Below are 24,352 nucleotides of genomic sequence, written 5' to 3'. Positions count from 1 at the left end.
GAGAATGAAGAAATTGCTGCTTGCACTTGTCCTGGCTGCGGTCGTCGTGCTCGCGAGCGGCTGCGAAAGTCCGAATACTAACATCAAGACCGAGAAAACGCTCACGATAAACGACATCACCGTTCACTACTCCGGAGACGTCTCAATGAGTCAGGCCAAGGCAATTATTGACTTCATCAACACCGAGCTGAACCCCGAAAACGGAATGGACGTCTACGTGGAAAAGAACGGGGGATACACCGTGAGACTCACGAGCACCTACGGAAGCCCCGACGAGCTTGAGGCTTCTCTAAAGTTCTACCTTGTCTTTTTGGCGTCAAAGATGTCGCAGGACGTTTTTGGCGGTGAACACGTGCTCCTCCAGATTCTTGATGACGAAAAGAACGTCCTCTACCAGGTGGAGAGCAAGTACCGCTACGTGTCATCAAACGGCATCAACGTCTGGTACACGGGAGTGAGCGACGAGGAGGCCCAGAAAGCGCTGAACTACCTGCTTGATTTCGCGGGAGAGGGGCCGTGGGATGTAATCCTCGAGAAGAGTGGCTCCACATACCACGTCAGGGCTATGAGCTCATTCACAAGCGAGGAAGAAGTCAACTCCATCAAGGACACGTACATGAAGCTGGTATCGGGCCTTGAAACCGCTCTGAACGGTAGCGTCGTTCTCCACGTGCTCGATCCGGACGGGAACGAGCTGACAACGTTCGGCCCGTGAGGCCCTTTTTCTTTGTTCCTTTTCTTCCGTTGGAATGGGTTAACCCGGGCGGAAAGGTTATATTTGCCTTTCTCTACCATCACCCATAACTCTCACGGGTGGTCATCATGGGAAAGTACTTCGGGACGAGCGGCATCAGGGAGGTCTTCAACAAAAAGCTGACGCCGGAGCTGGCTCTTAAAGTGGGAAAGGCCTTGGGAACGTACCTTGACGGTGGGACGGTTGTTATAGGCAAGGACACGAGGACGAGCGGCGACGTCATCAAATCCGCCGTAATAAGCGGGCTTCTCTCAACCGGTGTTGATGTCATCGATATTGGGCTGTCTCCTACTCCCCTCACGGGCTTCGCAATAAAGCTCTACGGTGCCGATGCGGGAGTTACTATAACTGCCTCCCACAACCCGCCGGAGTACAACGGCATAAAGGTGTGGCAGGCCAACGGAATGGCCTACACTCCGGAGATGGAGAACGAGCTCGAGGCCATAATGGACTCAGGGAACTTCAAGAAAGCTCCCTGGAACGAGATCGGAACGCTTAGGAAGGCAGACCCGCGTGAGGACTACATAAAAGAGGCGTTAAAATTTGTTGAAATTAGGAACCCCTACACGGTCGTCGTTGATTCTGGAAACGGCGCTGGTTCGATAGTTTCTCCATACCTTCAGCGGGAGCTCAGTAACCGGGTAATCTCTCTCAACTCCCACCCGAGCGGCTTCTTCGTGAGGGAGCTTGAGCCAAACGCGAAAAGTTTGTCCGCCCTGGCGAAAACGGTTAGGGTTATGAAAGCCGACGTTGGAATAGCCCACGACGGCGACGCCGACAGGATTGGCGTCGTTGACGACGAGGGCAACTTCGTCGAATATGAGGTCATGCTCTCGCTCATAGCGGGCTACATGCTGAGGAAGTTCGGGAAGGGGAAGATTGTAACGACCGTTGATGCCGGCCTTGCCCTCGATGACTACGTTAGGCCCCTTGGCGGAGAGGTCATAAGAACGCGCGTTGGGGACGTTGCCGTTGCCGAGGAACTCGCCAAACACGGTGGCGTCTTCGGCGGCGAGCCGAGCGGGACCTGGATAATCCCGCAGTGGAACTTAACTCCTGATGGAATCTTTGCCGGGGCTTTGGTTCTGGAGATGATTGACAGACTCGGCCCGCTTAGCGAGCTGGCCAAGGAAGTCCCGCGCTACGTAACGCTTCGTGCCAAAATTCCCTGTCCGAACGAGAAGAAGGCGAAGGCGATGGGGATAATAGCGCGTGAGGCCCTAAAAACGTTTGACTACGACAGACTGATAGACATCGATGGGATCAGGATAGAGAACTCCGACTGGTGGATTCTCTTCAGACCGAGCGGGACGGAGCCGATAATGAGGATAACCCTTGAGGCCCACACGGAGGAGAAGGCGAAGGAGCTGATGGAGAAGGCTGAAAGGCTTGTAAAGAAGGCCATCTCGGAGGCTTGATCGTGAAAATTCCCCTCTACATTTTCTACGCACTCCTCGCGGCGTTCTTCGCCGCCCTCGTACCAATCTTTGGGAAGCTTGGTCTCAGGGACGTTGATTCAACTGTAGCAACCGTGATCAGGGCCTTCATCATGTTTGCCTTTCTCTTCCTCGTCGCCACTGCCACAGGCAAGACTAACACCGCAGGCTTCGACCACCGCGCCCTGCTCTTCGTAACCCTATCGGGCGTTGCCGGAGCTCTCTCCTGGCTCTTCTACTTCATGGCCATAAAGAACGGAAGAACGACGGCGGTGATAGCTATAGACAAGATGAGCGTCGCCCTCGCCATGATTTTAGCTTCGCTCGTCCTTGGGGAGAGGATGGACTTCAAGACCGCAGTTGGGGCGGTGCTGATAGTTCTTGGTGCACTTCTTGTTTCTTTATGATGTATTTTTGAAACCAGACTACCCCAACAGCCTTAGTAAGAGATTCCACTTCCGTTCATCCCACGCTCTGTTATCAGTCACCACGAGTATAGTTCCCATCGTTGACGTACGCGATGTCCCTGAGGGTACTCAGCCATTTAGCAACCGCTTCGAAGCCGTTGTACATGCTGATGTATTCAATTCCATCAATGAGAACTACACCACCTTTTCCGACAGTCTTGAGGTACCTGTTCACGATTTCCGTGATTTTTGAGAGGTTGGTGGGTTGTATCGTGCGTTTGTGTTCAATTTGGCTTATGGTATAGACCATCCACTTCTCTGGTACTTTATTGAGGCTCCGGGTGAATGCTATGAGTGGAAGTTCTTGTAACTCTGATAGGAGATTCCTGTACTCCTTTGGTGACAATAGAATGAGTCCCGGTTCTATTTCTTTTAGTGGTTTTGCGGTTTCTAAGTGTGGCCTTAGGAACTCTTCATGACCCACGAACTTTACGAAGAAATACGCTATGAGGATTGTCAGCGCGGCGCTCAGCGAGAACCCAATAGGTGCAAACCACTCAACGGGACGGAGCAGGGGATAGTCCATCTCGTGTGTCCCGTTTATAATCAGCGTAATCCCAAGGTATTTTGAATAGTTCTCATAGAGGTCTTTCAATCCCACCAGCATAAGGCCGGAGAGTACCATGAAGAGGCCAGAGACAGCGTATGCGATCCCAACCGTGGCGAGCCAGTTAGGCTCACTCGAACGCTCCGCGACGAGCATGTAGAGTGTGATAACAAAGGGTGTTATGGAGACGTACTTGCCCCTATTGACAGTGAATGAAAACCCCTCCTCATCGAGGAGCCGGAGGGTTCCATAGAACAGGAGCGAAGCCGAAAGTGCCTCCATTAAGATTGTAACGGTCTGAATGCCAATAAGGTCTCCAAAAACTTGTAGGGAAGCGGCGATTAGAGCTAGGGAGAAGATCAGAGCTGACTTTCTAAGAGATTTTTTTATAGGAATGCCCTAGGTAAATAGCAGTGAATAACTTTGTACTGAGGCTCAGAATCTGACCTGTCAAGAGTAGGGTGGGATTCATTCGGGCTCCCCACTATGCTATCGTGGGACACATCTTAATAAGATTTGTCGCCTTTGTAACTGCAGATCTTTTTATAGGGGAATTTACTGTGCAGAGGATTCTCTTGTCTTTTCTCTGCCCTCCTGCTCTTCTTGGGTGCCCTTTGTTTATAGTTCTGTTCTACCGTATTCAGTCGGTTGCTTATGTTCCGAATCCTATGCATTGGAGACTTGCAGAACTGTCCCTAACCGTTTGATGCTCCCCTCAACATCCTCTTTGTCGAACTCAAAGTAAACTCCCTCCGGGAATCTCGCCATCAGTATCTCGAAGAGTATTCCGGGTAGGGGCTTCAGCTCGAAGTTCTGCTCCTTCACGAGTTCCTTTGAGTGCTGTATTCTCTCTTTCTTGCCTAGGTAGAAAAACTCCTGCATTGCTCTGTACGGATACTTATCCGGGTTGCTGGAGCTGGTGTGGAAGACGCCACAGGTTGGAGAACCCTTAACTCCGACGAAAACAACCTTTTCAGGTTTTTCTTCAGTCAAAATACGTCCAATGAAATCGGCGATTGCCTTGGCCCTCTCCCTCATCCCAAGCCTCTCGTAAACTTCCCTGCTCGCTGGGGCACGCGGCCAGCCAATCAGCTCGAACTCCGGACAGGGGTAGGCCAAAACCTGCCAATCCTCACCGAGCTTTCTTATAAGTTCCCTCAACCTTCTGGCAGTTTCGTACTCCTTATCCTTCGGCCCGCGGTAGACGTAGAAGGGGCTGAGAAGGCAGGGGGCTATGATGAGGAGGTTCATTCCACTACCTCCGAGATTATCTTTTCAACTTTCCCCCTCAGCTCTTCCAGAGTACCCTCGTTGACTATAACGTAGTCGGCGATATCTTTCAGTTTCGTCGTGTGGTATAGCTTCTCCTCTTCTTCGTCCATTTTCAAAAAATCCTCAAAGCTCTGGATGACCTTGTCCTTCTCGGCCTTTCTCCTCATCAGCCGCTCGTACCTTATCTCGGGCCTCGCTTCCACGTAGATGACCTTTCCACCGAGGCGTTTGATTGTCTCAACCTCTTCCCTTGAGCGGACGCCGTCAATGACGATGTTCCTGCAGTGCCTCTTCTTGTCCACAGCCAGACGGATGAGAATGTCGCCGCCGTACTTGTCCTTCAGGTACTTTCCAAACTCGATGAGCCTGTCACGGGTGGGCTCGGCCTTCTCGGGCAGTTCGGGGATCCAGGAGTAGTTGGATACGTTGTGGGTGAGCAGGTCTATCAGTGGGTCGCTGCAGGAAACTCGACAGAAGCCCTTCTCCTCGAAGAACTTTGCAACTGTAGTTTTTCCAGCGGCTATCTTCCCAACGACGCCTATTATCATCTTCTCCGCCTCCATGCGCGCCATATAAGGTTTGCACCATCTGTGGACTCTATAAGGCCCTCATACGTCAGCTCAACAACGAATTCGATGAGGGCGTTTTTATCCACGATGGTCGGCCAGTCGAAGCCGAAGAGGTACTTCAGCTCGAAGAAGCCAATGTGGAGAAAGCGGAACGGGTTTAGGAGTGCTATATCCTCTCTCCACTTGAGCCCAAACGGGAAGTCTGCGAGAACCAGCTCTTCTCCTTTCTCCTTGGCAATTTTAACGAGCTTTTCTTCGTCTGGAAAGAACAATTCCCCCGGTTCTCCTTCAATGGGTTCATAGTTGAGCTTGGGGAACGCGTACTTCAGCCCAACGGCTTTATATGGGAGTCTGAGCTTCTCAGCGAAGCCGATCAGGGCCCTCGCGTTGAAGCTGAGGAATACCAGTGTTTTTAGCTCTCCGTTTACTTCCGGCCACTCTCTTGGTGGAAATTTTTTCTCGGCCTCGATTATGGGGAGGAGGAACTCAAGCTTCGTCTCCCTAACAGCTTTTTCAGCCAGCTCCAGCTTTTTACGCTTTATTTCAAGGTCGAGGTTTGAGTAGACAGTTACCTGTTGGATTCCAAGCTTTTCTCTCAGCCTCCCTATCACTAGGCTGTTGCCGATAATTACACTCTTGTCTGTCCTGTCGTGAGCGATTATAAAGAGCTTGTCGTTTTTTTCGTCGTACCTCACCTCATCTATCCTGAACGGGCTGTCTGGAAGGCCGTGCTCATGTCTTATCTCTCTAACAAGCTTTTCAATGTCTTTAACGTCCATCGCACTCTGGTGGGGATCTTGGCTTATAAGAGAATTGTTCCAGATATAGAACAAAAATTTAAAAATTTGGGTACAAACTTGTAACGGTGGTGGAGATGAAAATCAGTTCAAAAGAAATTGCCATAATAGGACTAATGCTGGCCCTTGCCCTCGCTCTGGACGTAATGCCCGTTGAGATGCCGACAGTGTGGGGCATGAAGATAGATCTCGTTGCAGTTCCAATCGTCGTTGCCTACTTCATCCTCGGCTTCTGGGGCGGACTGATAACCCTCGCCATGCTCTTCCTCGGTCTGAGCGTTGTATCCTCCGCGAGCTGGTTGGGTGCAATGATGAAGACCCTGGCGACGTTTGGTGTTCTCATAGGCTTGGAAGTTGCCAGAAGAACAGTGGGGTTCGACTATTCTAACAAGAAAAGGCTCGTCGTGTTTGGACTGGTTGCGTACATCGTTGGGATCCTCATCAGGATCCCCCTGATGATAGCCCTAAACTACTACGTGGCACTCCCCATCTGGCTGGGTCTCCCAAGGGAGCAGGTCATCTCGGCGGTGGAGGACTGGACGGGCGTCCCCTTCTGGTTTGCAATAGCCCTCCCGAACGCCATCCAGAGCGCCATAGATGTCTTTATCAGCCTGCTGGTTACCGTGCCCGTGTTAAGGAGAATCCCGCATCTCCTGGAGTAGTTTCTCTATGTTCTCTTTTTTCAGTCCTCTCTCAGCCAGGTAGCTGTTCCACTTCTCTGCATACTCCATGAAGGTCTCGTCGCCCGTTTTTGCGTAGAGCCACAGGAGAAGCCTTATGTGAAGCCGGTGGTAGAACTCGCTCGATGAGTTGTATACGCTCGCGTACCTGCTCCAGTTTCCGGTGTCGAAATCAGGAAGTGCCTTCTTGACGCTTTCTACCCCTTTGATGAAGAGTTCATAGGCCTTCTCGTCCCCTGTAACCTCCCAGTAATGGTAGAGACCCTGGAGCGTTATTATGTGCCCATTCAGAACGAGCTGTTCCGGATAGTAGTTGTACTCAAGGTACCATACACCGTACTTTGTCTCAGCTATAAACCCGTTCTCACTGAGAGGGAGGTCAAAGGAGTTCAGAAAAAACTTTGCGATGTTGAGGTAGCTCTCGTTTCTTGTCATGTTGTAGGCCAGAGCGTAAAGACCCGCCGCCATTCCTTGGGCGTAGCCCGAAACCCACGGGACGCTTGCGTTCTGGAAATGGAAGTACACGGGAAGAAGTGCGCAGGTTTCTCCATTGCACTTTCGGTATTCGATGAAGGGCATGAGCTGGCCTAGTATCCTCAAAGAGAGGTCGCGTCTTCCCATGAGGAAGTACCTGTGTGCCCAGTGAACCGCGGACACCGGATAGATGTTGAAGCCGCGTGCGGGGTAATACACGAAGGGCAGGCTGCTCTTGAGCGGTCCCTCGGTTGCCTTGATCGTTCCATAATATGGAGAGCTGTTGTCAAAAACGAGCGTCATGTCCTTTTTTCCTGGCTTAGTAAAGTGGCTGTAGTAATAGTCTGTTGCAATAATGTCCATTACGTAGGTCTTTACTCCAACGGCGTCCAGATTCCCGAGCTTCTTCATGAGGGCGAGGGTTTTCAGGTGGTAGCTTAGATCCCTATAGGCGAGTAGGTAGCTTAAGTTTCCGGTCTCATCCCATAGTCTCAGGTATTTTTCTCTCAGCTTCTGGTTTCTCTTCAGCTCTCCCAGAGCATTGACCTCTTTCATTACCTTCTCGGCTGTGGGATAATTCTCAAGGAGTATTGTCTCTGGAACGTCTTTTCCAATGAGCCCGCTCAGCTCTGGGACCTGCCTTAGGACGAAAACCCCCGGCTCGTGAGTGGCCTCAAGGGTTACCAGATAGTCCTTTCCTCCCTCTGTGGCGTTGATGTCGATATTTCCCTCTACGTTGAACTCGATGCCGTTCCAGTTTCTGGTCGTGCCCCGGACCTCCATTTGGATCTCTCTTGGCTGCCCCTGATAGGCCAAAACTGGCTTGTTGGTTTCGTTTAGAAGGGCGTTACCAACTTTAATTGAGAAATCGGCCATCTCAAAAGCCGCGTTTTTCTCAAGAAGCATTACATAAACCCGGACATTCCCGGAGTTGGAGGTCTTCTCTTTTGAGAAATGGGTGATTAAAACTCCTCCAGTCAACAACATGATGATTAGGAAAGCAATCACCAACACTACTATGTTTTTCTTCATACCACTCACAGTCAAAATTTAAAAAAGAGGGTTTTAAGTTTTCCGCTGTGACTATCAGAGGCTTCCGATGATGTCCTCCCCTTCAATCGTTCTCTCGCAGTAATGGCAGCGGAGCTTAAGCGGTTCTCTACTCTCGACGTGGAATCTCGACGTAACGTACTCGTGGTTGCTGACGCAGTTTGGGTTCGGGCACTTGAGGATTCCTGTGATCTCGTCGGGTATCTCGACGTTGAACTTCTCGATTATCTTGTAGTCCTTCACGATGTTCACCGTCGCCATCGGCGCTATGAGGGCTATCTTGTTCACCTCTTCCTCGCTTAGGTATCTTCCTTCCACCTTAACGATGTCCTTCCTTCCGAGCTTTTTGCTTGGAACGTTTGAGGCTATGAGGAGTGTTCCACCGTTGGGTTCTGTTAGGCCGAGGATTTCGATGACCTTGAGCCACTTGCCCGCGGGGATGTGGTCTATTACAGTCCCCTCTGGAATTACCTCAATTTTGAGGCTCTCCGGCATTTTTCACACCTCCAGACAATCAGCCCTTGCTTGTGCAAGCGCTGGCGGAAGTTTGGGGGGTCTTATTAACGTTCCCAACTTTGATTGCATCCCCGACGATATCCCGAGTGGGATGCATCTTTAAGCTTGCAATCATTTACAACACCCCCAACGTCAGTCCAAGAAGGGCCATTCTCACAGGCACTCCAGAAAAAACCTGCCTGAAGTAGAGTGCATGCTCCGTCTTGTCCACATCTGGGTGAATCTCATCGACCCTCGGAAGCGGGTGCATAACCTTGAGCGTTTCCTTGGCGTTCTTCAGAACTTCGAGGTTTACCTGGTAGCTCCCCTTTACCTTCAGGTACTCCTCCTCGTCGGGGAAGCGCTCCCTCTGTATCCTCGTCACGTAGAGGACGTCGAGTTCAGGGATTGCTCCCTCAAGGTCGGTTGTCTCATAGACCTTAACACCCTTCTCGCGGAGCTCATCAACAATGTGTCTCGGCATCCTGAGGAGTTCTGGCGAAATCAGGTAGAGCTTGACGTCGTAGAATGCCAGAGCTTCCGCGAGGCTGTGAACGGTTCTCCCGTACTTCAGATCCCCGAGAAGGCCTATCGTAATACCGTCTATCTTTCCGAATGTTTTCTTGATTGTGTACAGGTCGAGAAGCGTCTGCGTCGGGTGCTGGTTGCTTCCGTCACCGGCGTTGATAACTGGAACCTCGGCAACCTCAGCCGCCAACCTTGCCGCTCCCTCCATCGGGTGGCGAATAACGATTACGTCACTGTACTGCTCGACGGTCTTTATCGTGTCAGCTAAGCTTTCTCCCTTCTTAACGCTCGTGCTCGAGGCTGAGGAGAAGCCGATGACAGAGCCTCCAAGGCGGTGCATCGCGCTTTCAAAGCTCAACCTCGTCCTTGTTGATGGCTCGAAGAAGAGCGTCGCGAGGATCTTCCCACGGGCGTAATCCAGAGAGCCCCTCTCGTTGAGCTCTTCCTCAAGCCTTTCGGCAACTTTCGAAACGAATTCGATGTCATCCTTTGAGAAGTCCCTTATGCTTACCACGTCGCGACCTTTCCAGTCCATAAGTGCCCTTCCACTGTAAAAATCGGTGGATTTTTAAAGCTTTTTTAACACATATTTGATAACAATAGCGATTTAAACTTAATTAATACAGTTGAATAACCTGGTTGTAGGGTGAGAGCTATGAAAGTTCCCAGCGTGTATATAGCGGAAGAGTTGATGCCATACCTTCGCGCGAGAATCTCAAAAATTCTGTATTCTAAAGGCTTTACCCAGGCTCAGATAGCCGCGTGGCTTGGAACGACACAGGCGATGGTGAGCAAGTACCTCTCTGGCAGGATCAAAGCGCCACCGCGCGAGGTTGAAGAACTTCTCAATGTGCTTGCCGAGGAGATTGCCAGACTGATAGAGGACGGTGCGCGGAAAGATGAAATTATCCTGTTCACGACCAGGCGCATTATCGGCCTCTTTAGAGAGAAAACACTCTGCGAGCACTACTCTCGCTATGCTGGAGTCAGCACTGAACTGTGCTCCCAGTTCTTCTCTTCTACGCCAGAAAAGGACGTCCTTTCTGAGCTGGGAATTGCGTTGAGGGAGCTCCTTGCCCTTGAGGAGTTCGGCGATCTTATTCCCGAAGTCAGGAGCAACTTTGCCTATGCCCTTCCTGAAGCGAAGGCTCCCTCGGACGTTGCCTCAGTACCCGGAAGAATAACGCTAGTCAAGGGCAGACCATTCGCCCTTCCCCCGGAGTTTGGAGCTAGCAAGTTCACTGCAGGGCTTCTACTTGAAGTTATGAAGCGCAGACCTGAGATCAGGAGCGTTGTAAACATCCGCTACGGAAAGGATATTGAAAAGGCCCTGAAAATGATGGGATTCAAGACGGCGAAGGTAAAGACCGGGGGCATGGATGAAGCCGATGCCATGAGAATCCTTGCAGCTCCCTTCGAAAAGGAAGTTCACGACGCCATCATAGATGAAGGAGGAGAAGGCGTTGAGCCGCTCGTTTACATATTTGGTAGGACTCCTTTTGAGGTGCTGAGAAAGGTCGAGAAACTAATTGGGGTTCTCAGAGGTGAGGTTTCATGAAGGTCTTCACAAGGGAACTGCGCTTCTCAACGAAAGGAGAGATAGACCTGGTGGACGTAACCCATGAAGTCGAGAGAATCGTGGAAGAGAGCGGGATTCAGAACGGGCAGGTTCTCGTATTCGTGCCCGGCGCTACCGGGGCCATAATAACGATCGAGCACGAGAGCGGCCTTCTGGAGGACTTCAAGAGAATTCTAAAGGAGCTTATCCCAAAAGGTGCCGGCTACCTCCACGACAGGATAGACGACAACGCCCACAGCCACCTGAGGGCGAGCCTGCTGGGGGCAAGCGAGTGCTTCCCCGTGGTGGATGGAAGGCTTGTCAGGGGTACTTGGCAGCAGATATTCTTCGTCGAGCTCGACGTTAGGCCGAGGCACAGGCGCGTTGTAGTGCAGGTTATGGGGGAGTAGCCGTCTTTTAAATACTCTGAGAAATCCAAGTTCTCATTTTACGAGAATAAAGGGGGTAATAACCCGCCCAAGTTCATCGGCTCCGCCTTCGGCGGCACTCCCCGGGCAGAAGAAGTTGGGTTTTTTCACTAAAAGTCTTGCGGTTTAAGAGTAAAACAGGGAAAGGTTGAAGAAAAGAGAAGCTCACTTCTTGAGCTTCTCGCAGTTCTTGGCCCACTCCTCAAGGATGTCCTTGAGCTTGGGCTGGCCGATCTCCTCAAGCTCGTACTTGACCCTCACAGCCGGCTTGTTGAGGTTCATGAACCTGCGGAGGTCAACTGGAGTCCCCATGATGACGACGTCTGCATCGGCCCTGTTAATGGTCTCCTCAAGCTCCTTGATCTGTTTCTTGCCGTAGCCCATAGCCGGAAGGATAACGTCCAGGTGCGGGTACTTCTTGTAAGTCTCCACTATTGAACCGACGGCGTAGGGCCTCGGATCGATGATCTCAGCAGCTCCAAACTTCTTGGCAGCAACGTAGCCCGCTCCGTACTTCATGCCACCGTGGGTGAGTGTCGGCCCGTCTTCTACAACCAGAACGCGCTTGCCCTTGATGAGCTCGGGCTTGTCAACGAAGATCGGTGAAGCGGCCTCTATGACGGTCGCGTTCGGGTTGACCTTCTCAATGCTCTCCCTGACCTTCTGGATGTCGTCGCGGTTGGCAGTGTCGATCTTGTTGATGATTATGACGTCAGCAGCCCTGAAGTTGGTCTCACCTGGGTGGTATTTCAACTCATGCCCGGGCCTGTGCGGGTCGGTGACGACTATCCAGAGGTCCGGCTCGTAGAACGGGAAGTCGTTGTTTCCTCCGTCCCAGAGAATTATGTCGGCCTCTTTCTCGGCCTCTCTCAGTATCTTCTCGTAGTCAACGCCGGCATAGACAACCATGCCGCGCTCGATGTACGGCTCGTACTCCTCCCTCTCCTCGATTGTGCACTCGTACTTGTCAAGGTCCTCGAAGGTGGCAAAGCGCTGAACGACCTGCTTCCTGAGGTCGCCGTAGGGCATTGGGTGTCTTATGGCGACGACCTTGTAGCCCATCTCCTGGAGGAGCTGGGCGACCTTTCTTGAGGTCTGGCTCTTTCCACAGCCGGTTCTTACAGCGGTAACCGCTACCACTGGCTTGCTTGACTTGAGCATAGTGCTCTTTGGGCCAAGGAGCCAGAAGTCGGCTCCAGCTGAGTGAGCCCTGCTCGCGAGGTGCATTACGTGTTCGTGAGAGACATCGGAGTAAGCGAACACGACGATGTCGATGTCGTGCTCCTTGATGATCTTCTCCATGTCGTCCTCGCTCCAGATGGGAATCCCGTTCGGGTAGAGCTCACCGGCGAGCTCTGGCGGGTAAATCCTGCCCTCGATGTCGGGAATCTGGGTGGCGGTGAAAGCGACTACCTCGTACTCGGGGTTGTCCCTGAAGAACACGTTGAAGTTGTGGAAGTCCCTTCCGGCGGCGCCCAAAATCAGAACCCTCTTCTTTTTCTTCTCTGCCATAGGTATCACCTCAAAATTTCCGTTTTGGCGCTAGTGTATTGTTTTTGGCATTTATAACAGTTTTTGTTTACCGGTGTAAGCGTTCTGTGAGGGTTTTTCGATGTGAGCATTGATGATGTGAAGACTTTTCGCGAAACAGTGAACAAGAACTGGAAGCGGCTTGGTGGGGCTGCACTTGAGGTAGGTTAATAAGCTCTATGGAACTATTAGACATAGTAAAAAATGAGGTGAGTGCAATGAAGGGAATGCGTGATTATTCCGCGTTAGTAGTTGCTTTGGCGGTTCTTCTCCTGGGCTGGTTCTTCAGGCCATGGTTCCACGGGCTTGTGATGGGCTTCTACAGGAACCCTGCGCTCCTCTACATGTTCCTCGCTTTGGGAGCGTTAATGGCCGTCAAACCAAAGCGCTACGTCCTGGGGAAAAACTACACGCTTCTGCTGATCCTCGGCGGGCTGTTTCTCCTTTCGATAGTGGCACTGATTCTTTCGTCTCCCTTTGCCAATACGGCCTTATACAAGGAGTACCATCCCTCGCTTGTAACGGGAGAGCTCAACCTCTCCACGAGCTACATCAGAATCCTTCCCAAATTTACCGCTTATCGCTACGCCATAGACACGATCGAGTACGCGCGCTACACCCTCAGCGATGGGCATCTGACGATGCTCAACGGCACTCCTGTGTGGGGCTTCTACATAGTTCCCGACGGCGCCTGGAACTCTATCAGGCTCAAGGGCAAGGGCATTCTGTTCGTGGATATGGGCACGACTCAGGCCAAGATGAAGCGCATCGAGGAAGAACTTCAGGTCGGCCCGGGGATGCAGTTCTTCGACAACCTCAACTGGGTTCTCTACAAGAAGCACTATCTCATCGACCTCGACCTTCCGAGGGCCCTATACTACAACGGAAAGCTCTACATAGTCGTCCCTTACATATCCTACGACTTCAAGGTCTTCTACACGGTTCCAAAGTGGGGCGGCGTCTTCATCGTTGATGAGGAGGGCAACGTTGAGGACCTAAGTCCTAAGGAAGCCATGAAGGACGAGCGCCTCAGGGACTTCCCGATCTTTCCGGAGAAGCTGGTGAGAAGTGTTGTGAAGGCCCAGAACTACTGGAAGGAGGGCGTCTTTGCCAACATAAAGAACCTCTGGCTCCACCACGAGAACCAGATAGAGCTCATCGATGTCAGCAACCAGGGCAACAGACAGCCCTTCTTAGTCGTGGCCAGCGACAGGAGGAAGTACTGGATGACGGCAGTCGAGCCCTACGGAAAGGCCCACGGTTTGGCTGCAATTTACCTAATGGACGCTCGTACGGGGGAGATGAGTCAGGTCAAGTTTGAAACTCCACTAACCGGCCCGGTTAAGGCGATTGATTATGTAAAGAAGGCCCTCCCAACCTTCGACTGGAGCCAGTTCATGGCTGTTGAGCCGATACCCGTTTTCATTGACGGGACGCTCTGGTGGCGCGTGGCGATCATCCCGCGGAGCGGCTCGGGTGTTGCCAAAATAGCCTTCGTCAACGCGGAGACCAAGGAGGTAAAGATATTCGAAGACGAGCGTGAGGTGAAGGAGTTCCTTCTCCGGGGAGAAGTCGTTCAGGCCGAGGAGGTGAAGGGCGAGATAAAGGCCCTCTACTCCTACATCAAGGACGGCAACACCCACTGGATACTTGTAGTTGGCAACAGGACGCTCTACATAAGCGCGGCTGACCTGAGCGAGGAGCTCATTTTCAAGTTGCTGTCCCTTAAGCCTGGGGACAACGCCACGGTGGTCATAAGCGAGGGCAGGATTGTGGATATAAGGCGCTGAGGGGGCTTTCGTTCCTTTTCCTGTTTTTGTTGTTTATCGTCGGTACACAAAATAGTGGAAAAGTGTGTATTTCAACTACACACTACTTCCTCACCCACAGCGCTCCTGCCATGCCGAAGTAGGTCGGGCAGGCGTAGGCGCTCTCGACGAGCTTGACTGGAACTCTGTGCATCACCCCAAGCATTATGAGCATCTGCCAGTAGCTGTCGGGTAAGGCCTTCTCTATCAGCTCGTCCGGAATTTCTGGAAGCTCCTCAAGGCGGTTCTCGTTTATCAGCTCCATGATAAGTCTGTCGTACTCCTCGCTCTCCTTTCTGTAGCCGTATGGCCCGTTCTCGTCGTGCGCGTGCCCGTGGTCTGCGCTGACTATAAAGGCGATTTTTTTCTCGCTCCCCTCAAGAATTTCACCGAGAACTTCTCCAGCCTTTATGAGCGTCTCCCTGCTCAGCCTTCTAGCGGGAGTTAGCAGAACAAGCGGCTTTTTCTCAAGGAACTGGAGCGGTATGAGCTCGCCCCATGTTAGGGGCCACCTCGAATACTGTCCGCTCCTGCTGGCGAAGTGCAGGTCAACGGCAGGGATTCCACTCTCTTTCCAGGCATTGTAGATTTTCTCGGCAAGTTTCCGGTCTGTTTCCCATTCTCCGGGCAGTTCAACGCCCTCAAAGCCGAGCCAGGAAATTAGATGCTGGGCCATGATAACGCCCAGGTGGTCGCTCATCCTTACGTTGTGCGGGCTTATGAGGACGTATGCATCGACACTACTGAACTCCCTTCCAATGTCCCTTAAAACCTTGGCCAGCTTTTTCGTTTCCTCATCGGGCGGGTCTAAAACCGGGTTCCCGTGCGGCATAAGGCCTATTCCAACGAGCATCTCCATCACCTCAGGCATTCTTCAAGGCTTTCGAGTGAGCACTCCCTTACTTTTCCACCCTCAACGTGGGAGAGAGCCTTTAAGCCGGAACCAGTGAGGATGGACACAACCTTCGCTCCTTCTTTGATCTCTTCCATCTCCATGAGTTTTTTGAGGGCCGCTATTCCCGTCGCGCTCGCGGGCTGGACGAAGAGGCCCTCACCTGCAAGCTCTCTCTGGGCTTCGAGGATTTCTTCGTCACTCACGGCGGTGCACTTCCAGCCGAACTCGTGGAGCAGCTTAAGGACGGCGTTCCCGCTCGGGGGGTACGGATTTGCTATGGCCTTTGCTATCGTCTTTGGGTTTTCGAAGCGCTCTATTCTCTCTTTCTCTTCCCTGAAGGCCCTGCATACCGGTGAACAGCCCTCCGCTTGAACAGCTATCAGCGTTGGGAGTTTATCAATAAGTCCGCTCTCCTTCAGTTCGATGAAACCCTTGGCAATTCCTCTGAATAGACCACCGGAGCTAGTCGGAATTAAAACGTAGTCTGGTGTTAGCTCCTCAGTTATCTCGAAGGCTATCCCCTTGTAGCCTTCGACGCGGAACGGGTTGTCGGAGTTGATGAAGTATATTCCAAGCTTCTCCCCCAGCTCCAGGCTCTCGAAGTAGAGCCTCCCATAGTCCCCTCTGACCCTTATCACGTCCGCGCCGTAAACGCTCACTGCCTTGAGCTTCTCCCCGCTCGTGCTCTCTGAAACGAGGATCTTCGCCTTAAGTCCAGCCCTCGTGGCGTAAGCGGCTACACTGGCCGCCATGTTGCCCGTGGAAACCGTTCCGATAGCCTTGTATCCCGCTTTCACCGCATAGCTCACCGCTAGAAACGTCCCCCTATCTTTGAAGCTCCAGGTCGGATTTGTGGTCTCGTTCTTCAGGTAGAGCCTCACACCGAGCTCTTTTCCAAGTTTGGACTTCACGAGAGGAGTATCCCCCTCGCCGAGTGAGAGCTCCATTGCTGGTTCTATCGGCCAGAAGTCCCAGAATCTCTCCCAGACGGTCTTTCCAAGGTAAGGCTCTGCATTGAAGGCTTCAAACTCCACGGGTTCACCGCACTCGCACCTCTGGACGGGCTCATCGTAAGTTTTTCCACATATCGGACATTTAAGCTTCAATTCTAACCCTCCCAGTAGCTTTGGATAAAGCTGTATTTTCCTTTAGCGTTGTCTCAGAGCTGATTCCCATAGTTGGGAGAAGAGACAGGAGTATTCCTATAGAACTTGCTGGTGTTTTGCTCTCCGGTTTCCGCATGGTATAAACTCTAAAGAAGAGGTTAAAAAAGTTAGTTTACTCTTTGAACTCAACGAACTCCTCCTTCATGCCGTCCCTGGTTATGACGACAACCTGGACTTTTCTGTCTCCCGTGTAGACGTCGCGCTTCCCAGCGGTTCTAACTGCCCTTACTGCCAGCTCCTTGGCTTCCTCAAGGCTCATGTCCTTCTTGAATCCATCTTCGAGAACGGCTATTGCGAAGGGACTGCCCGAGCCGGTTGCAGTGTAGTCGTCGAAGATAAGCCCTCCGAGCGGATCGAGGTTGGCCAGTGTAGGCTCTTCTACATAGCCGCCGATGATAATCTGAACCATGTACGGGAACCACTTGTTCTCGTTGAGGATGTTGCTGAGCAGGTGGGCCATCGCCTTCGCTGTCATCGGCCTGCCCCACGTGAACTGGTAATACCTCGCTTCCGCCTCCAGCATCCTCGCGAGGGCCTGGACGTCGCCCACGCTTCCAGCTGTTGTTATCGCTATCCTGTCGGTTATCGGGAGTATCTTCCTTATGTTGAGGGTCTCAACCATGTGGTCGAGTGAAGCCTGAGTGTCAGCGGCAAGGACGACGCCTTCCTTCGTCCTGATTCCCACGGTTGTCGTACCCGTTTTCTTCTCCACCTTTCTCACCCCTAACCTAAGAAACGCACGTTCGTTTTAAACCTTTGCCAGCTCTGGGATAAAGACCCTGTGGGAATCAACTTCTACTATTTTTGCTCTAATTCCGTAAACCCTTTCAAGGACATCGGGCGTTATCTCCCCGGGCTTCCCCTCCCAGAACTTCTCTCCATCTTTCATCACGACGAGCCTGTCGGCATACTCAAGGGCCAGGTTTACGTCGTGGAGAACCGTGATGATTATCTTCTCAGCCTTCAGCCCGCGGAGAAGCTCCATAACCGTCAGTGCGTGGTTAACATCGAGGTGACTCGTGGGTTCGTCTAGGAGAACAGCTCTGCTCCCCTGTGCTAGAGCCCTCGCTATCAGCGCGAGCTGGAACTCTCCCCCGCTGAGTGTGGTTATCCTATCCCTCCTTCTCTCCCAGAGGCCGACTTTCTTCAGGGCTTCCTCAACGCTTCCTCCCGTCATGTAGCTCCCCATCTCCACGAACTCCTCAACGGTGAAGGCAAACTCCGGGAAGGAGCTCTGGGGAACGTACGTTATCAGCCTGGCTCTCTCGGCCGGCTTGAGGGAGAGAAGGTCCTTTCCATCTAGCTCGACCTTTCCAATTGGCTTCAAAATGCCCACGAGAGACTTGAGAAGGGTTGATTTACCGGCCCCGTTTGGTCCTATTATGGCTAGCAGCTCACCCCTTCTGGCCTCTATCTCCAAATCCTTCAGCACTTCCCTTTGCCCGTAGGAGTATGAAACCCTCGCAAAGAGCCTCATCTCATCAGCTCACCCCGTTTGTACTTCATGAGTAAGTACAGAAAGAAAGGCGCGCCCATGAAGGCCGTGATTATGCCAACTGGGATTACCTGGGGCTTTGCAACGGTTCTTGCCAGGAGGTCTGCGACGACGAGAAGGATCCCGCCGAAGAGGGCAGTTGAGGGGGTAAGCTCCCTGTGGTTCGGCCCCAGAATGATGCGCATTATGTGCGGACTAACAAGACCAACGAAGCCGATGACACCCGAGGTGTAGACCGCGAAGGCAGTCAGCGTGGCTATAACACCGAGGAAAACTTTCCTGTACAGGTGGAGATCTAAGCCGAGGGCTATGCTTTCCTCGCCGAGCAGAATAAGGTTCAGCTCGCGCCACTTCCTGATGAGAAAGCCCGTCCCGAGCAGGGAAACCAAGAACATCACCAAGACTTCCCTCCACTCCGCTCCGTTGAAGCTTCCCAGAAGCCACGTCCAGGTGATGTAAGCATTGTGTGGGTGGGTCACGTAGATGTACCAAGTTGCGGCGTTTGCGAGAAAGCCGTAGGCTATTCCTGCTAAGAGAAGGGTATTAACGGGCACCTTCCCGTTTGTCCTGGCCAGGGAGTACACGATGAAGACCGAGAGGAACGAGAAGGCCAGCGATAGGTAGGGCATGTAGGTTATCCCTACCAGCAGTGAGAGCGCCGCGCCGAACGCCGCTCCGGAGCTTATTCCAATTATGTAAGGGTCCGCGAGCGGGTTTCTGAAGAGGGCCTGTGATGCAACTCCAGCCGATGCGAGAGATATGCCCACAAGATAGGCAAGGAGAACCTCAGGAAGGCGGATTTTCCATATTATGGAAAAGTACTTCGGTGGCTCATCGAGACTCAGCGAGAAGAAGCGGGAGAGGGTCAGCTTAACCCCGTAGGTTATCCCTTTAGTCACGTCAGAGGGGGTCAGGTCAACCGGCCCGATATAGACGCCAAGGAAGATTGAAATGAGCGAGAGCACGATGAGCGCCGGGATAATCTTCCGCATGTGCTGGACTTTTTGTCCAGGTGTTTAAACCTTTCGCTACTCCAGTGGGCTCCTTCCGTACTTCAGGAACACCCTTAGTTCTGGGCTCTCGGCCTTTATTATGTTGAGCAGAGCTTTAAGCTCGGCCTCAAAGGCCTTCTTTTCGATCTTGACGCCCTCATGAGCCCTTTGAAGCGGCCTGAAGTAGCCGCTGCTCTCGTGCCACAGGATGCCGCTCAAAAGCTCATCGTCTATGTCGCGGTTGCTCTGGAGCAGGTAGATTACCCCGCCCTTCATAGTCCTTATGTATGCGCTTGGTACTCCTTTTGTTATCATCTCCTCGACATTCTTAAAAACTCCTGAGAGGACATCTGGAATCGAATGCTCAACCTTTGTTCGTTTTGGGAACCTGTAATAACCTGGGAGTTCGCCTCCATATCTTTTTTTAAGGAATGCATCTAAGTATGCAACGTCTACGATATCCAGCTTGACCTGCTTGGCCAGTGATTTATTGTAAAAACTTTTCGCGAGGTAGATAAGGGCCATATCATCCGAGAGAAGTTTATCTAGAGAGTACAGGTATTCGAGGTAGCTCAAGACAACGTGGATTGCATCTCGAATGTCTTCGATGATTATTTTCTTGCAGTACTTTTTCTTGATTTCGTTGAGTATCTCCTGGACGGTTTTATCTGAGTTTTCCTCCAAGTATTCAAGTGGTATTGGGATTTTCTCGGGAAGTGTTTCGCAGGACGAGATCCTTATCTTTCTAGCGTATCCCAGAAGCCTTGAGGATGCGTATTTCTTAACGAACTTGTTGAGTAGCTCATCGGCAAGGATAACTCCTGAATACGCTTTTTGAGACTCTTCAAGGGCATTCATCAAGTTTTCGTAATTGCGATCAAGCTCATCAAGAAACTCAGTAATCAAATCGCTGAATTTATCTTTTAATAGGGCTTCAAGGGCATTTATTCCTCTCACGCTCTCAGGATAGACGGGCGGCCTCGTCAGGGAGCCCGTCAGGGTTCCATCCATCATGACGTAGTCAACGTCCCCGAGCTTCGCCGACAGGTAGCCCAGCTTATTCTCAAGGGTTTCCATCTGGAGGCGGATTATTTGATCGGAGATACCCTGGTTGTAGAGCATAGCGTTAGTGTAGACAAGCCGATAAGCTGGCCCGTTGCCGAAGGCGTAGCTTGAGACGGCGTAGAAGATCGTACCGCTCAGCCTCTGCTTCCCCTGGCTTCCGTCAACGGCGTAGACCCTCGTCTGCTTCCTTTCCTTCGGCAGAGACCTCCACTCTATCTCGGCCAGCTTGCTCTCCGCCTCGCGGTAGCCCCTCTCCAGGAGCGCCTTTATCCTGTCCACGCTCTTCCTGTCGATGAGCCTGTACATCAGCCCACCTCCGCTTCTCTGACGACTGAAACGCCGTTCTCAAGGCTTATCTTTATCACCCTGTCGGCCGCGTCCTTCAGCTCCTCGTCGTGGGAGACCACTATGACCTGCGGTATCTTCCTGAGGTAGCGTTGCATTATGTCCACTAATCTTCTCCGCCTCTCTTCGTCGAGATAAGGAGTCGGTTCGTCGAGGATGAGCAGGCTTATCTCTCCGGCAAGGTAGAGGGACAGGGCAAGCCTGAAAGCAAGGCCGAGGGCAATTCTCTCGCCGCCGCTGAGGAAGCCGAGTCCGTATTCCTTCCCGTTGTAGACAACTCCGAGCCTCACCTTGTTCTCCTCGGCCTTCACGGTTACCTCGGAGTACTTTTCCTCGGTGAGCTCCTCAAATATCTCGCTCGCCATCTCGCCGACCTTGGCCAAGGCCCCTTCCTTGAGCAGGTTCTTGTAGGCCTTAACCTTCTCCCTGAGCCTCTGCACGCGCTCTCTCGCTTTTCTGAGTTTCTCAAGCTCCTTCGCCTTTTCCTTTCTGGTTTTCTTTTCCTCCCTCAGCGTCTCAAGGTTGGCCTTTACCTCGTCCCTGCGCTCTTCGAGCGACTTCAGGCGGGCCTCAAGGCCAGCAAGCTCCTTTGAAAGCTCCCTTGTCTTTTCCTTCAGCTCTTCATGTTTTTCCTTATCGTAGGACTTTTCGAGCTCTTCGACTGTCTTCCTCAGCTCATCGATCCTCTTTGATGTCTTTTCGATTTTCTTAAGGATGGCCTTGAGATCAAGCTCGAGGCTCTTCAGAAGGTCTTCCTCCCGCTTGAGCTCATCTCTCGCGGGCCTAAGCTCGATGTAGCGCTTGTAAGCAGGCTCGAGCTCTTTCAGTCTCTCCTCAAGCTCTGCAACGTCCCCAAATCCGAGTTTTTTTAGCTCGTCGAGCAGTGAAGCCTTCTCCTCCTCAAGCTCTCTCAGCTTCTTTTCCACAAGGGCGAGCTTCTTCCTGAGGAGCTCCCCTTTCTCGATTTCCGCTTCCAGGCTTTTTATCTCGCCCTCTATTCCAGCTAACTTTTTCTTCAGCTCCTCAGCTTTCTCGTTGGTCTCTTCGAGCTTTTCAATGTCGTACTCCTTAAGCTTCTCCTCTGTCTCTCTTATCTGCTCAAGGACTTCTTTGAGGGCGAACAGCTCCCTCTCCTTCTTCAGCGTCTTCTCTACCTCCACGAGCTCGGCCCTGAGCTTCTTCTCCCTCTTTTCGAGCTCTTTCATCTCCGCAGATATCTCCTTTAGCTCGACCGTGTACCTCCCAAGGAGCTCCTTTCTGTGCTCTTCCGTGAGCCTCGCGCCACAGACTGGGCATCTACCCTTCGCCTTCTTGAGCTCCATCATCGCCTTGTTCCTCTCTCCTGCAATGCTCCTCAGCTCGCCCCTCCTTGAGCCTATTTCCTCAAGCTCCCTGTTGATTTCCTCCTTCCTCTCCCTGGCCTTCTTGATTTCCTCTTCGAGCTTCTCTATCTCCTCTTCGCTCATCGTGAGCCTCTTCTTCAGCCTCTCAAGGTTGGCTATCAGCTCCTTAGCCCTCTGGTATGCTTTGAGGTCCTCTTCGAGGGCTCCCAGCTCTCTCTGGAGTTTCTCCTTTTCCCCCATAAGATCCTTGACCTTGGCCTCTTTCTTGTCCAGCTCCTCAATGCGCTCCCTCAGGCTCTCTGCCTGTTGGGAGTAAGTGGCGAGGAGCTTTTCTATTCTGTTCATGCCCTCTGTAAAGCTCCTGTAGAACCCGGAGAGCTCCTCGTACTCCCCCGCCTTTTCCTCCAGGCTCTCAAGCTCCTTTACCTTCTCCTTCAGTTCTTCAACCCTCTTCTCGGTTTCCCTGATCATGCTCTGGATTCCGCTCTTCTTGGCCTCCAGCTCCCTCAGGTTTCCTTCCTCGCTTTTCAGCTCGACCCTTGCCTTTGCGAGTTCCTCGGCAGTTTTTTCAAGTTCCTTCAGCTTCTTCTCAAGCCCCTCAAGCTTTCCTCTCAGCTCCGGGAGTTTCGGCGAGATTTCGTTTATTTCCCTGAGGACGGAAGTGAGCTCCTTTTCGAGGTTTCCTATCAGTTCATCCATGTTCTCGGTGCTCTTCAGGTAGTCTTCGACGGCCTTTATCCTTGCATCAATTTCCTTTCTCACATCCAGAAGGTTCTTGTAGGAGTTTTCGTATCGGTCGAGGCCGAGAACCTGCCTGACTACCTTTTCCCTGCTCTCGTCGCTCTCAAGGATCGCGTCTATCTCGCCCTGTCGGATGTATATTGCGTTGAGGAAGACATCGTAGGGAACCAGCTTCTCCATCCACTCCCTCACGGGCTTCTGACCAGTCTCAAGCGTCTTCCAGGAGCTTCCGTCGTGGTACTTCACGAAGGCCAGTCCCCTGCCGATGTTCCTGTGTATCTGGTACTTCACGTTCCCCTTCTCGAAGAACACGGTAATTTCCGTCCCGCTCCCGTTTATCCTCTCGAAGTCGTCCTTTTTCAGATCCTTCGGCTTTGACGGCCAGTAGAGCCCCACGAGGAGGGCATCGAGAAGAGAGCTCTTTCCGCTCCCGTTCTGACCGATTATCAGGTTTATCCCGCTCGAGAAGTTCACCTTTGTTAGGGCGTGAGAGCGGAAGTCTTTAATGAGCAGCTTTTCAATCTTCATCTCCCACCACCGAGCCAGTCGAGGAGATTTGAACCTTTGGAGGGCCTTTTAATGACCTTCTTTTCAGAGTCCTTGCGCTCTTTCTTCTCCCTCTGTTCTTTCCCTTGGGTTTTGGGTCCCTTTTCTTTCCCAGGGCTTCCTTCTTTCTTAGCGGGGGCATCCTCTTTCCTTTCGGGCTCTTCAGACTTCTTAGGAAGCTTCTCGTCCCATCCCTCACCGAGGAAGAGCTCAACGACTTCTTCAATGGACTCGATGGCCTTTTCGCCCGTGAGGTTTATCGCCTTCAGCTCGACGGGAATGAAGTACTCCTCTGGCTTTGGAACTTCCCCTGTTGGAGTTCTTCCGGTCAGCTTCCTCTCGAACCTCGTTCTCACATAGACGTAGCGGGCCTTTATCAGCTCGGTGAGCTTTGAAACGTCGTAGGGCTTCTCCCAGCGGATATCGAGCCTCACAAAGGCTTCCTCTGGAATCTTGGTGGAGAGGCGCTTCAGCTCTCTCTTTGCGGTTTCTTCGTCGGCCTTGATGTTGATATCTATGAAGGGCCTGACTTTTAGCTCGATAAACCTTGGCTCCCAGTCCTCGACGATGTAGAAGCCCTTAGGGTTCCCAGCGGTCGGCTTGAAGGTATTCCCGTCCCAGCGGTAGCGTAGCTCGTAATCTCCGAAGTCCCACCTCTGGAGCGAGCCGGGATAGGCGAGCTTCCCTATGTCATAGCTCGTGAGGAATGCCCGGTGGATGTGGCCGAGGGCGTAGTAGAGGTAGCCCTTCGGCAGGTCGCCGAGCCTGAGCTCGTAGTAGTCGCGCTGGCTCTCGGGCAGTTTGCCCATCATCTCCTCGACGAGTTCCCTAACTCCCTGGTGGAGCATGAGTATGGAGTCCCCCTCGGGTCTGAATATCTCCTTCGGCGGGTTCTTTTCGAGCCACGCCGCGCTCATGTACTTCATTCCGTGTATTTCGACGCTTTTGTTGCCCTTCTCAAAAACTCCTTTAACGAGCCAGCCCCTCTCGGTCTTCTCGCTCGTCTGGTGCTCGCTCTCAACTTTCTCCTCTCTGAGGCCGATGAGGTAGAGCAGGCCGAGCTTTTCGAGGAGATGGTAAGCTGAAACTCTCCTCTGCGTCCTGTCGTGGTTGCCCTCGATTCCAAAAACAGGTATGCCCTTCTCCTTCGGCAGGGAGAGCATTTCCATCGCCTGCTTCAGCGTTTCGGGGCTTGGCCTGCTGGAGTGGAAGAGATCCCCAGCTATGAGTATGAAGTCCACCTTCTTCTCGACGGCTATCTCAATCGCCCGCCTGAATGCCTCCGCGAACTCATCAGCTCTATACGGCAGGCGGTACTGCTCGAAGCCCAGGTGGACATCCGCTATGTGTGCGAACTTCATTCCATCACAC

The 24,352-nt window shown here is 52.3% G+C and carries 24 protein-coding genes; 7 read left to right on the top strand and 17 right to left on the bottom strand.

The annotated features are described in order from the left end of the window. The first annotated feature begins 4 nt into the window (after positions 1-4). From A0127_RS04410 to A0127_RS04400, 3 genes are all read left to right on the top strand, one after another. The gene (locus A0127_RS04410; RefSeq protein ID WP_062388448.1) at positions 5-715 is read left to right on the top strand and encodes a hypothetical protein; all 711 of its coding nucleotides are present in this window, start codon (positions 5-7) and stop codon (positions 713-715) included. Between the two features lie 107 nt (positions 716-822). Continuing rightward, positions 823-2,172, top strand: coding sequence for a phosphoglucosamine mutase (gene glmM, locus A0127_RS04405; RefSeq protein ID WP_062388446.1), 1,350 nt, complete (start codon positions 823-825; stop codon positions 2,170-2,172). 2 nt (positions 2,173-2,174) lie between these two features. Continuing rightward, entirely contained in the window at positions 2,175-2,597 is a 423-nt protein-coding gene (locus tag A0127_RS04400) for an EamA family transporter (RefSeq protein ID WP_082781389.1), read from the top strand. Positions 2,598-2,670: 73 nt separating this feature from the next. Here A0127_RS04400 and A0127_RS04395 read toward each other — a convergent pair whose 3' ends face one another. From A0127_RS04395 to A0127_RS04380, 4 genes are all read right to left on the bottom strand, one after another. Further along, complete coding sequence (locus tag A0127_RS04395) at positions 2,671-3,486, bottom strand: DUF835 domain-containing protein (protein WP_231855805.1); 816 nt, start codon at positions 3,484-3,486, stop codon at positions 2,671-2,673. Between the two features lie 384 nt (positions 3,487-3,870). Then, positions 3,871-4,455 carry a DUF523 domain-containing protein gene (locus A0127_RS04390; RefSeq protein WP_062388445.1) on the bottom strand — a complete coding sequence of 195 codons (585 nt, stop codon included), beginning with the start codon at positions 4,453-4,455 and terminating at the stop codon, positions 3,871-3,873. Next, positions 4,452-5,024 carry an AAA family ATPase gene (locus A0127_RS04385; protein ID WP_062390837.1) on the bottom strand — a complete coding sequence of 191 codons (573 nt, stop codon included), beginning with the start codon at positions 5,022-5,024 and terminating at the stop codon, positions 4,452-4,454. The genes A0127_RS04390 and A0127_RS04385 overlap by 4 nt, the downstream gene beginning before the upstream one ends. Then, a complete protein-coding gene (locus A0127_RS04380) occupies positions 5,021-5,824 on the bottom strand; it encodes a hypothetical protein (protein ID WP_062388443.1) in 804 nt (267 codons plus the stop codon). Before A0127_RS04380 ends, A0127_RS04385 begins: the two co-directional genes overlap by 4 nt. A 95-nt stretch (positions 5,825-5,919) precedes the next feature. On the opposite strand from A0127_RS04380, the gene A0127_RS04375 reads away from it, so the two are divergent. Continuing rightward, complete coding sequence (locus tag A0127_RS04375; protein ID WP_062388440.1) at positions 5,920-6,504, top strand: ECF transporter S component; 585 nt, start codon at positions 5,920-5,922, stop codon at positions 6,502-6,504. Here A0127_RS04375 and A0127_RS04370 read toward each other — a convergent pair. From A0127_RS04370 to pyrB, 3 genes are all read right to left on the bottom strand, one after another. Then, complete coding sequence (locus tag A0127_RS04370; RefSeq protein ID WP_197463600.1) at positions 6,475-7,902, bottom strand: D-glucuronyl C5-epimerase family protein; 1,428 nt, start codon at positions 7,900-7,902, stop codon at positions 6,475-6,477. The genes A0127_RS04375 and A0127_RS04370 overlap by 30 nt on opposite strands. Positions 7,903-8,082: 180 nt before the next feature. Continuing rightward, the gene (gene pyrI / locus A0127_RS04365) at positions 8,083-8,541 is read right to left on the bottom strand and encodes an aspartate carbamoyltransferase regulatory subunit (protein ID WP_062388434.1); all 459 of its coding nucleotides are present in this window, start codon (positions 8,539-8,541) and stop codon (positions 8,083-8,085) included. A gap of 136 nt (positions 8,542-8,677) precedes the next feature. Then, positions 8,678-9,604: an aspartate carbamoyltransferase gene (pyrB, locus tag A0127_RS04360; RefSeq protein WP_062388431.1), complete on the bottom strand. Its 927-nt coding sequence runs from the start codon at positions 9,602-9,604 to the stop codon at positions 8,678-8,680. A 120-nt stretch (positions 9,605-9,724) separates the two neighbouring features. On the opposite strand from pyrB, the gene A0127_RS04355 reads away from it, so the two are divergent. Beyond that, positions 9,725-10,627, top strand: coding sequence for a thiamine-phosphate synthase family protein (locus A0127_RS04355; RefSeq protein ID WP_062388430.1), 903 nt, complete (start codon positions 9,725-9,727; stop codon positions 10,625-10,627). Beyond that, on the top strand, positions 10,624-11,037 hold the full coding sequence (locus tag A0127_RS04350) for a secondary thiamine-phosphate synthase enzyme YjbQ (RefSeq protein ID WP_062388427.1): 414 nt from the start codon (positions 10,624-10,626) through the stop codon (positions 11,035-11,037). Before A0127_RS04355 ends, A0127_RS04350 begins: the two co-directional genes overlap by 4 nt. 183 nt (positions 11,038-11,220) lie before the next feature. On the opposite strand, the gene A0127_RS04345 is transcribed toward A0127_RS04350, so the two are convergent. Beyond that, positions 11,221-12,567 (bottom strand): cyclic 2,3-diphosphoglycerate synthase, encoded by a 1,347-nt coding sequence (locus tag A0127_RS04345; RefSeq protein ID WP_062388425.1) that lies wholly within the window; start codon positions 12,565-12,567, stop codon positions 11,221-11,223. A 236-nt stretch (positions 12,568-12,803) separates the two neighbouring features. Between A0127_RS04345 and A0127_RS04340 the strand changes: the two genes are divergently transcribed. Continuing rightward, the gene (locus tag A0127_RS04340; RefSeq protein ID WP_062388422.1) at positions 12,804-14,375 is read left to right on the top strand and encodes a hypothetical protein; all 1,572 of its coding nucleotides are present in this window, start codon (positions 12,804-12,806) and stop codon (positions 14,373-14,375) included. Positions 14,376-14,457: 82 nt separating this feature from the next. Here the strand turns inward: A0127_RS04340 and A0127_RS04335 are convergent, their stop codons facing one another. The 9 genes from A0127_RS04335 to mre11 are packed head-to-tail and all read right to left on the bottom strand — an operon-like array spanning position 14,458 to position 24,342. After that, on the bottom strand, positions 14,458-15,246 hold the full coding sequence (locus A0127_RS04335) for a DODA-type extradiol aromatic ring-opening family dioxygenase (protein ID WP_062388418.1): 789 nt from the start codon (positions 15,244-15,246) through the stop codon (positions 14,458-14,460). Positions 15,247-15,251: 5 nt separating this feature from the next. Continuing rightward, the gene (gene thrC / locus A0127_RS04330) at positions 15,252-16,394 is read right to left on the bottom strand and encodes a threonine synthase (protein ID WP_062388415.1); all 1,143 of its coding nucleotides are present in this window, start codon (positions 16,392-16,394) and stop codon (positions 15,252-15,254) included. After that, positions 16,384-16,530, bottom strand: coding sequence for a hypothetical protein (locus A0127_RS10475; protein ID WP_156471149.1), 147 nt, complete (start codon positions 16,528-16,530; stop codon positions 16,384-16,386). Before A0127_RS10475 ends, thrC begins: the two co-directional genes overlap by 11 nt. A 36-nt stretch (positions 16,531-16,566) precedes the next feature. After that, entirely contained in the window at positions 16,567-17,166 is a 600-nt protein-coding gene (gene psmB, locus A0127_RS04325; protein ID WP_062388413.1) for an archaeal proteasome endopeptidase complex subunit beta, read from the bottom strand. 36 nt (positions 17,167-17,202) lie between these two features. Further along, a complete protein-coding gene (locus tag A0127_RS04320) occupies positions 17,203-17,931 on the bottom strand; it encodes an ABC transporter ATP-binding protein (protein ID WP_062388410.1) in 729 nt (242 codons plus the stop codon). Further along, the gene (locus tag A0127_RS04315) at positions 17,928-18,941 is read right to left on the bottom strand and encodes a FecCD family ABC transporter permease (RefSeq protein WP_062388407.1); all 1,014 of its coding nucleotides are present in this window, start codon (positions 18,939-18,941) and stop codon (positions 17,928-17,930) included. The genes A0127_RS04320 and A0127_RS04315 overlap by 4 nt, the downstream gene beginning before the upstream one ends. Before the next feature lie 36 nt (positions 18,942-18,977). Continuing rightward, positions 18,978-20,312 (bottom strand): DNA double-strand break repair nuclease NurA, encoded by a 1,335-nt coding sequence (gene nurA, locus A0127_RS04310; protein ID WP_062388404.1) that lies wholly within the window; start codon positions 20,310-20,312, stop codon positions 18,978-18,980. Further along, positions 20,312-22,963, bottom strand: coding sequence for a DNA double-strand break repair ATPase Rad50 (gene rad50, locus A0127_RS04305; RefSeq protein ID WP_062388401.1), 2,652 nt, complete (start codon positions 22,961-22,963; stop codon positions 20,312-20,314). Before rad50 ends, nurA begins: the two co-directional genes overlap by 1 nt. Further along, positions 22,960-24,342 (bottom strand): DNA double-strand break repair protein Mre11, encoded by a 1,383-nt coding sequence (gene mre11 / locus A0127_RS04300; protein WP_062388398.1) that lies wholly within the window; start codon positions 24,340-24,342, stop codon positions 22,960-22,962. The genes rad50 and mre11 overlap by 4 nt, the downstream gene beginning before the upstream one ends. Positions 24,343-24,352 lie beyond the last annotated feature (10 nt).

It is taken from the genome of Thermococcus peptonophilus, assembly GCF_001592435.1.
Taxonomy (GTDB): Archaea; Methanobacteriota_B; Thermococci; order Thermococcales; family Thermococcaceae; genus Thermococcus; species Thermococcus peptonophilus.
Note: the sequence above shows the minus strand (reverse complement) of the source record. Positions and strands in the feature narration are given on the sequence as shown.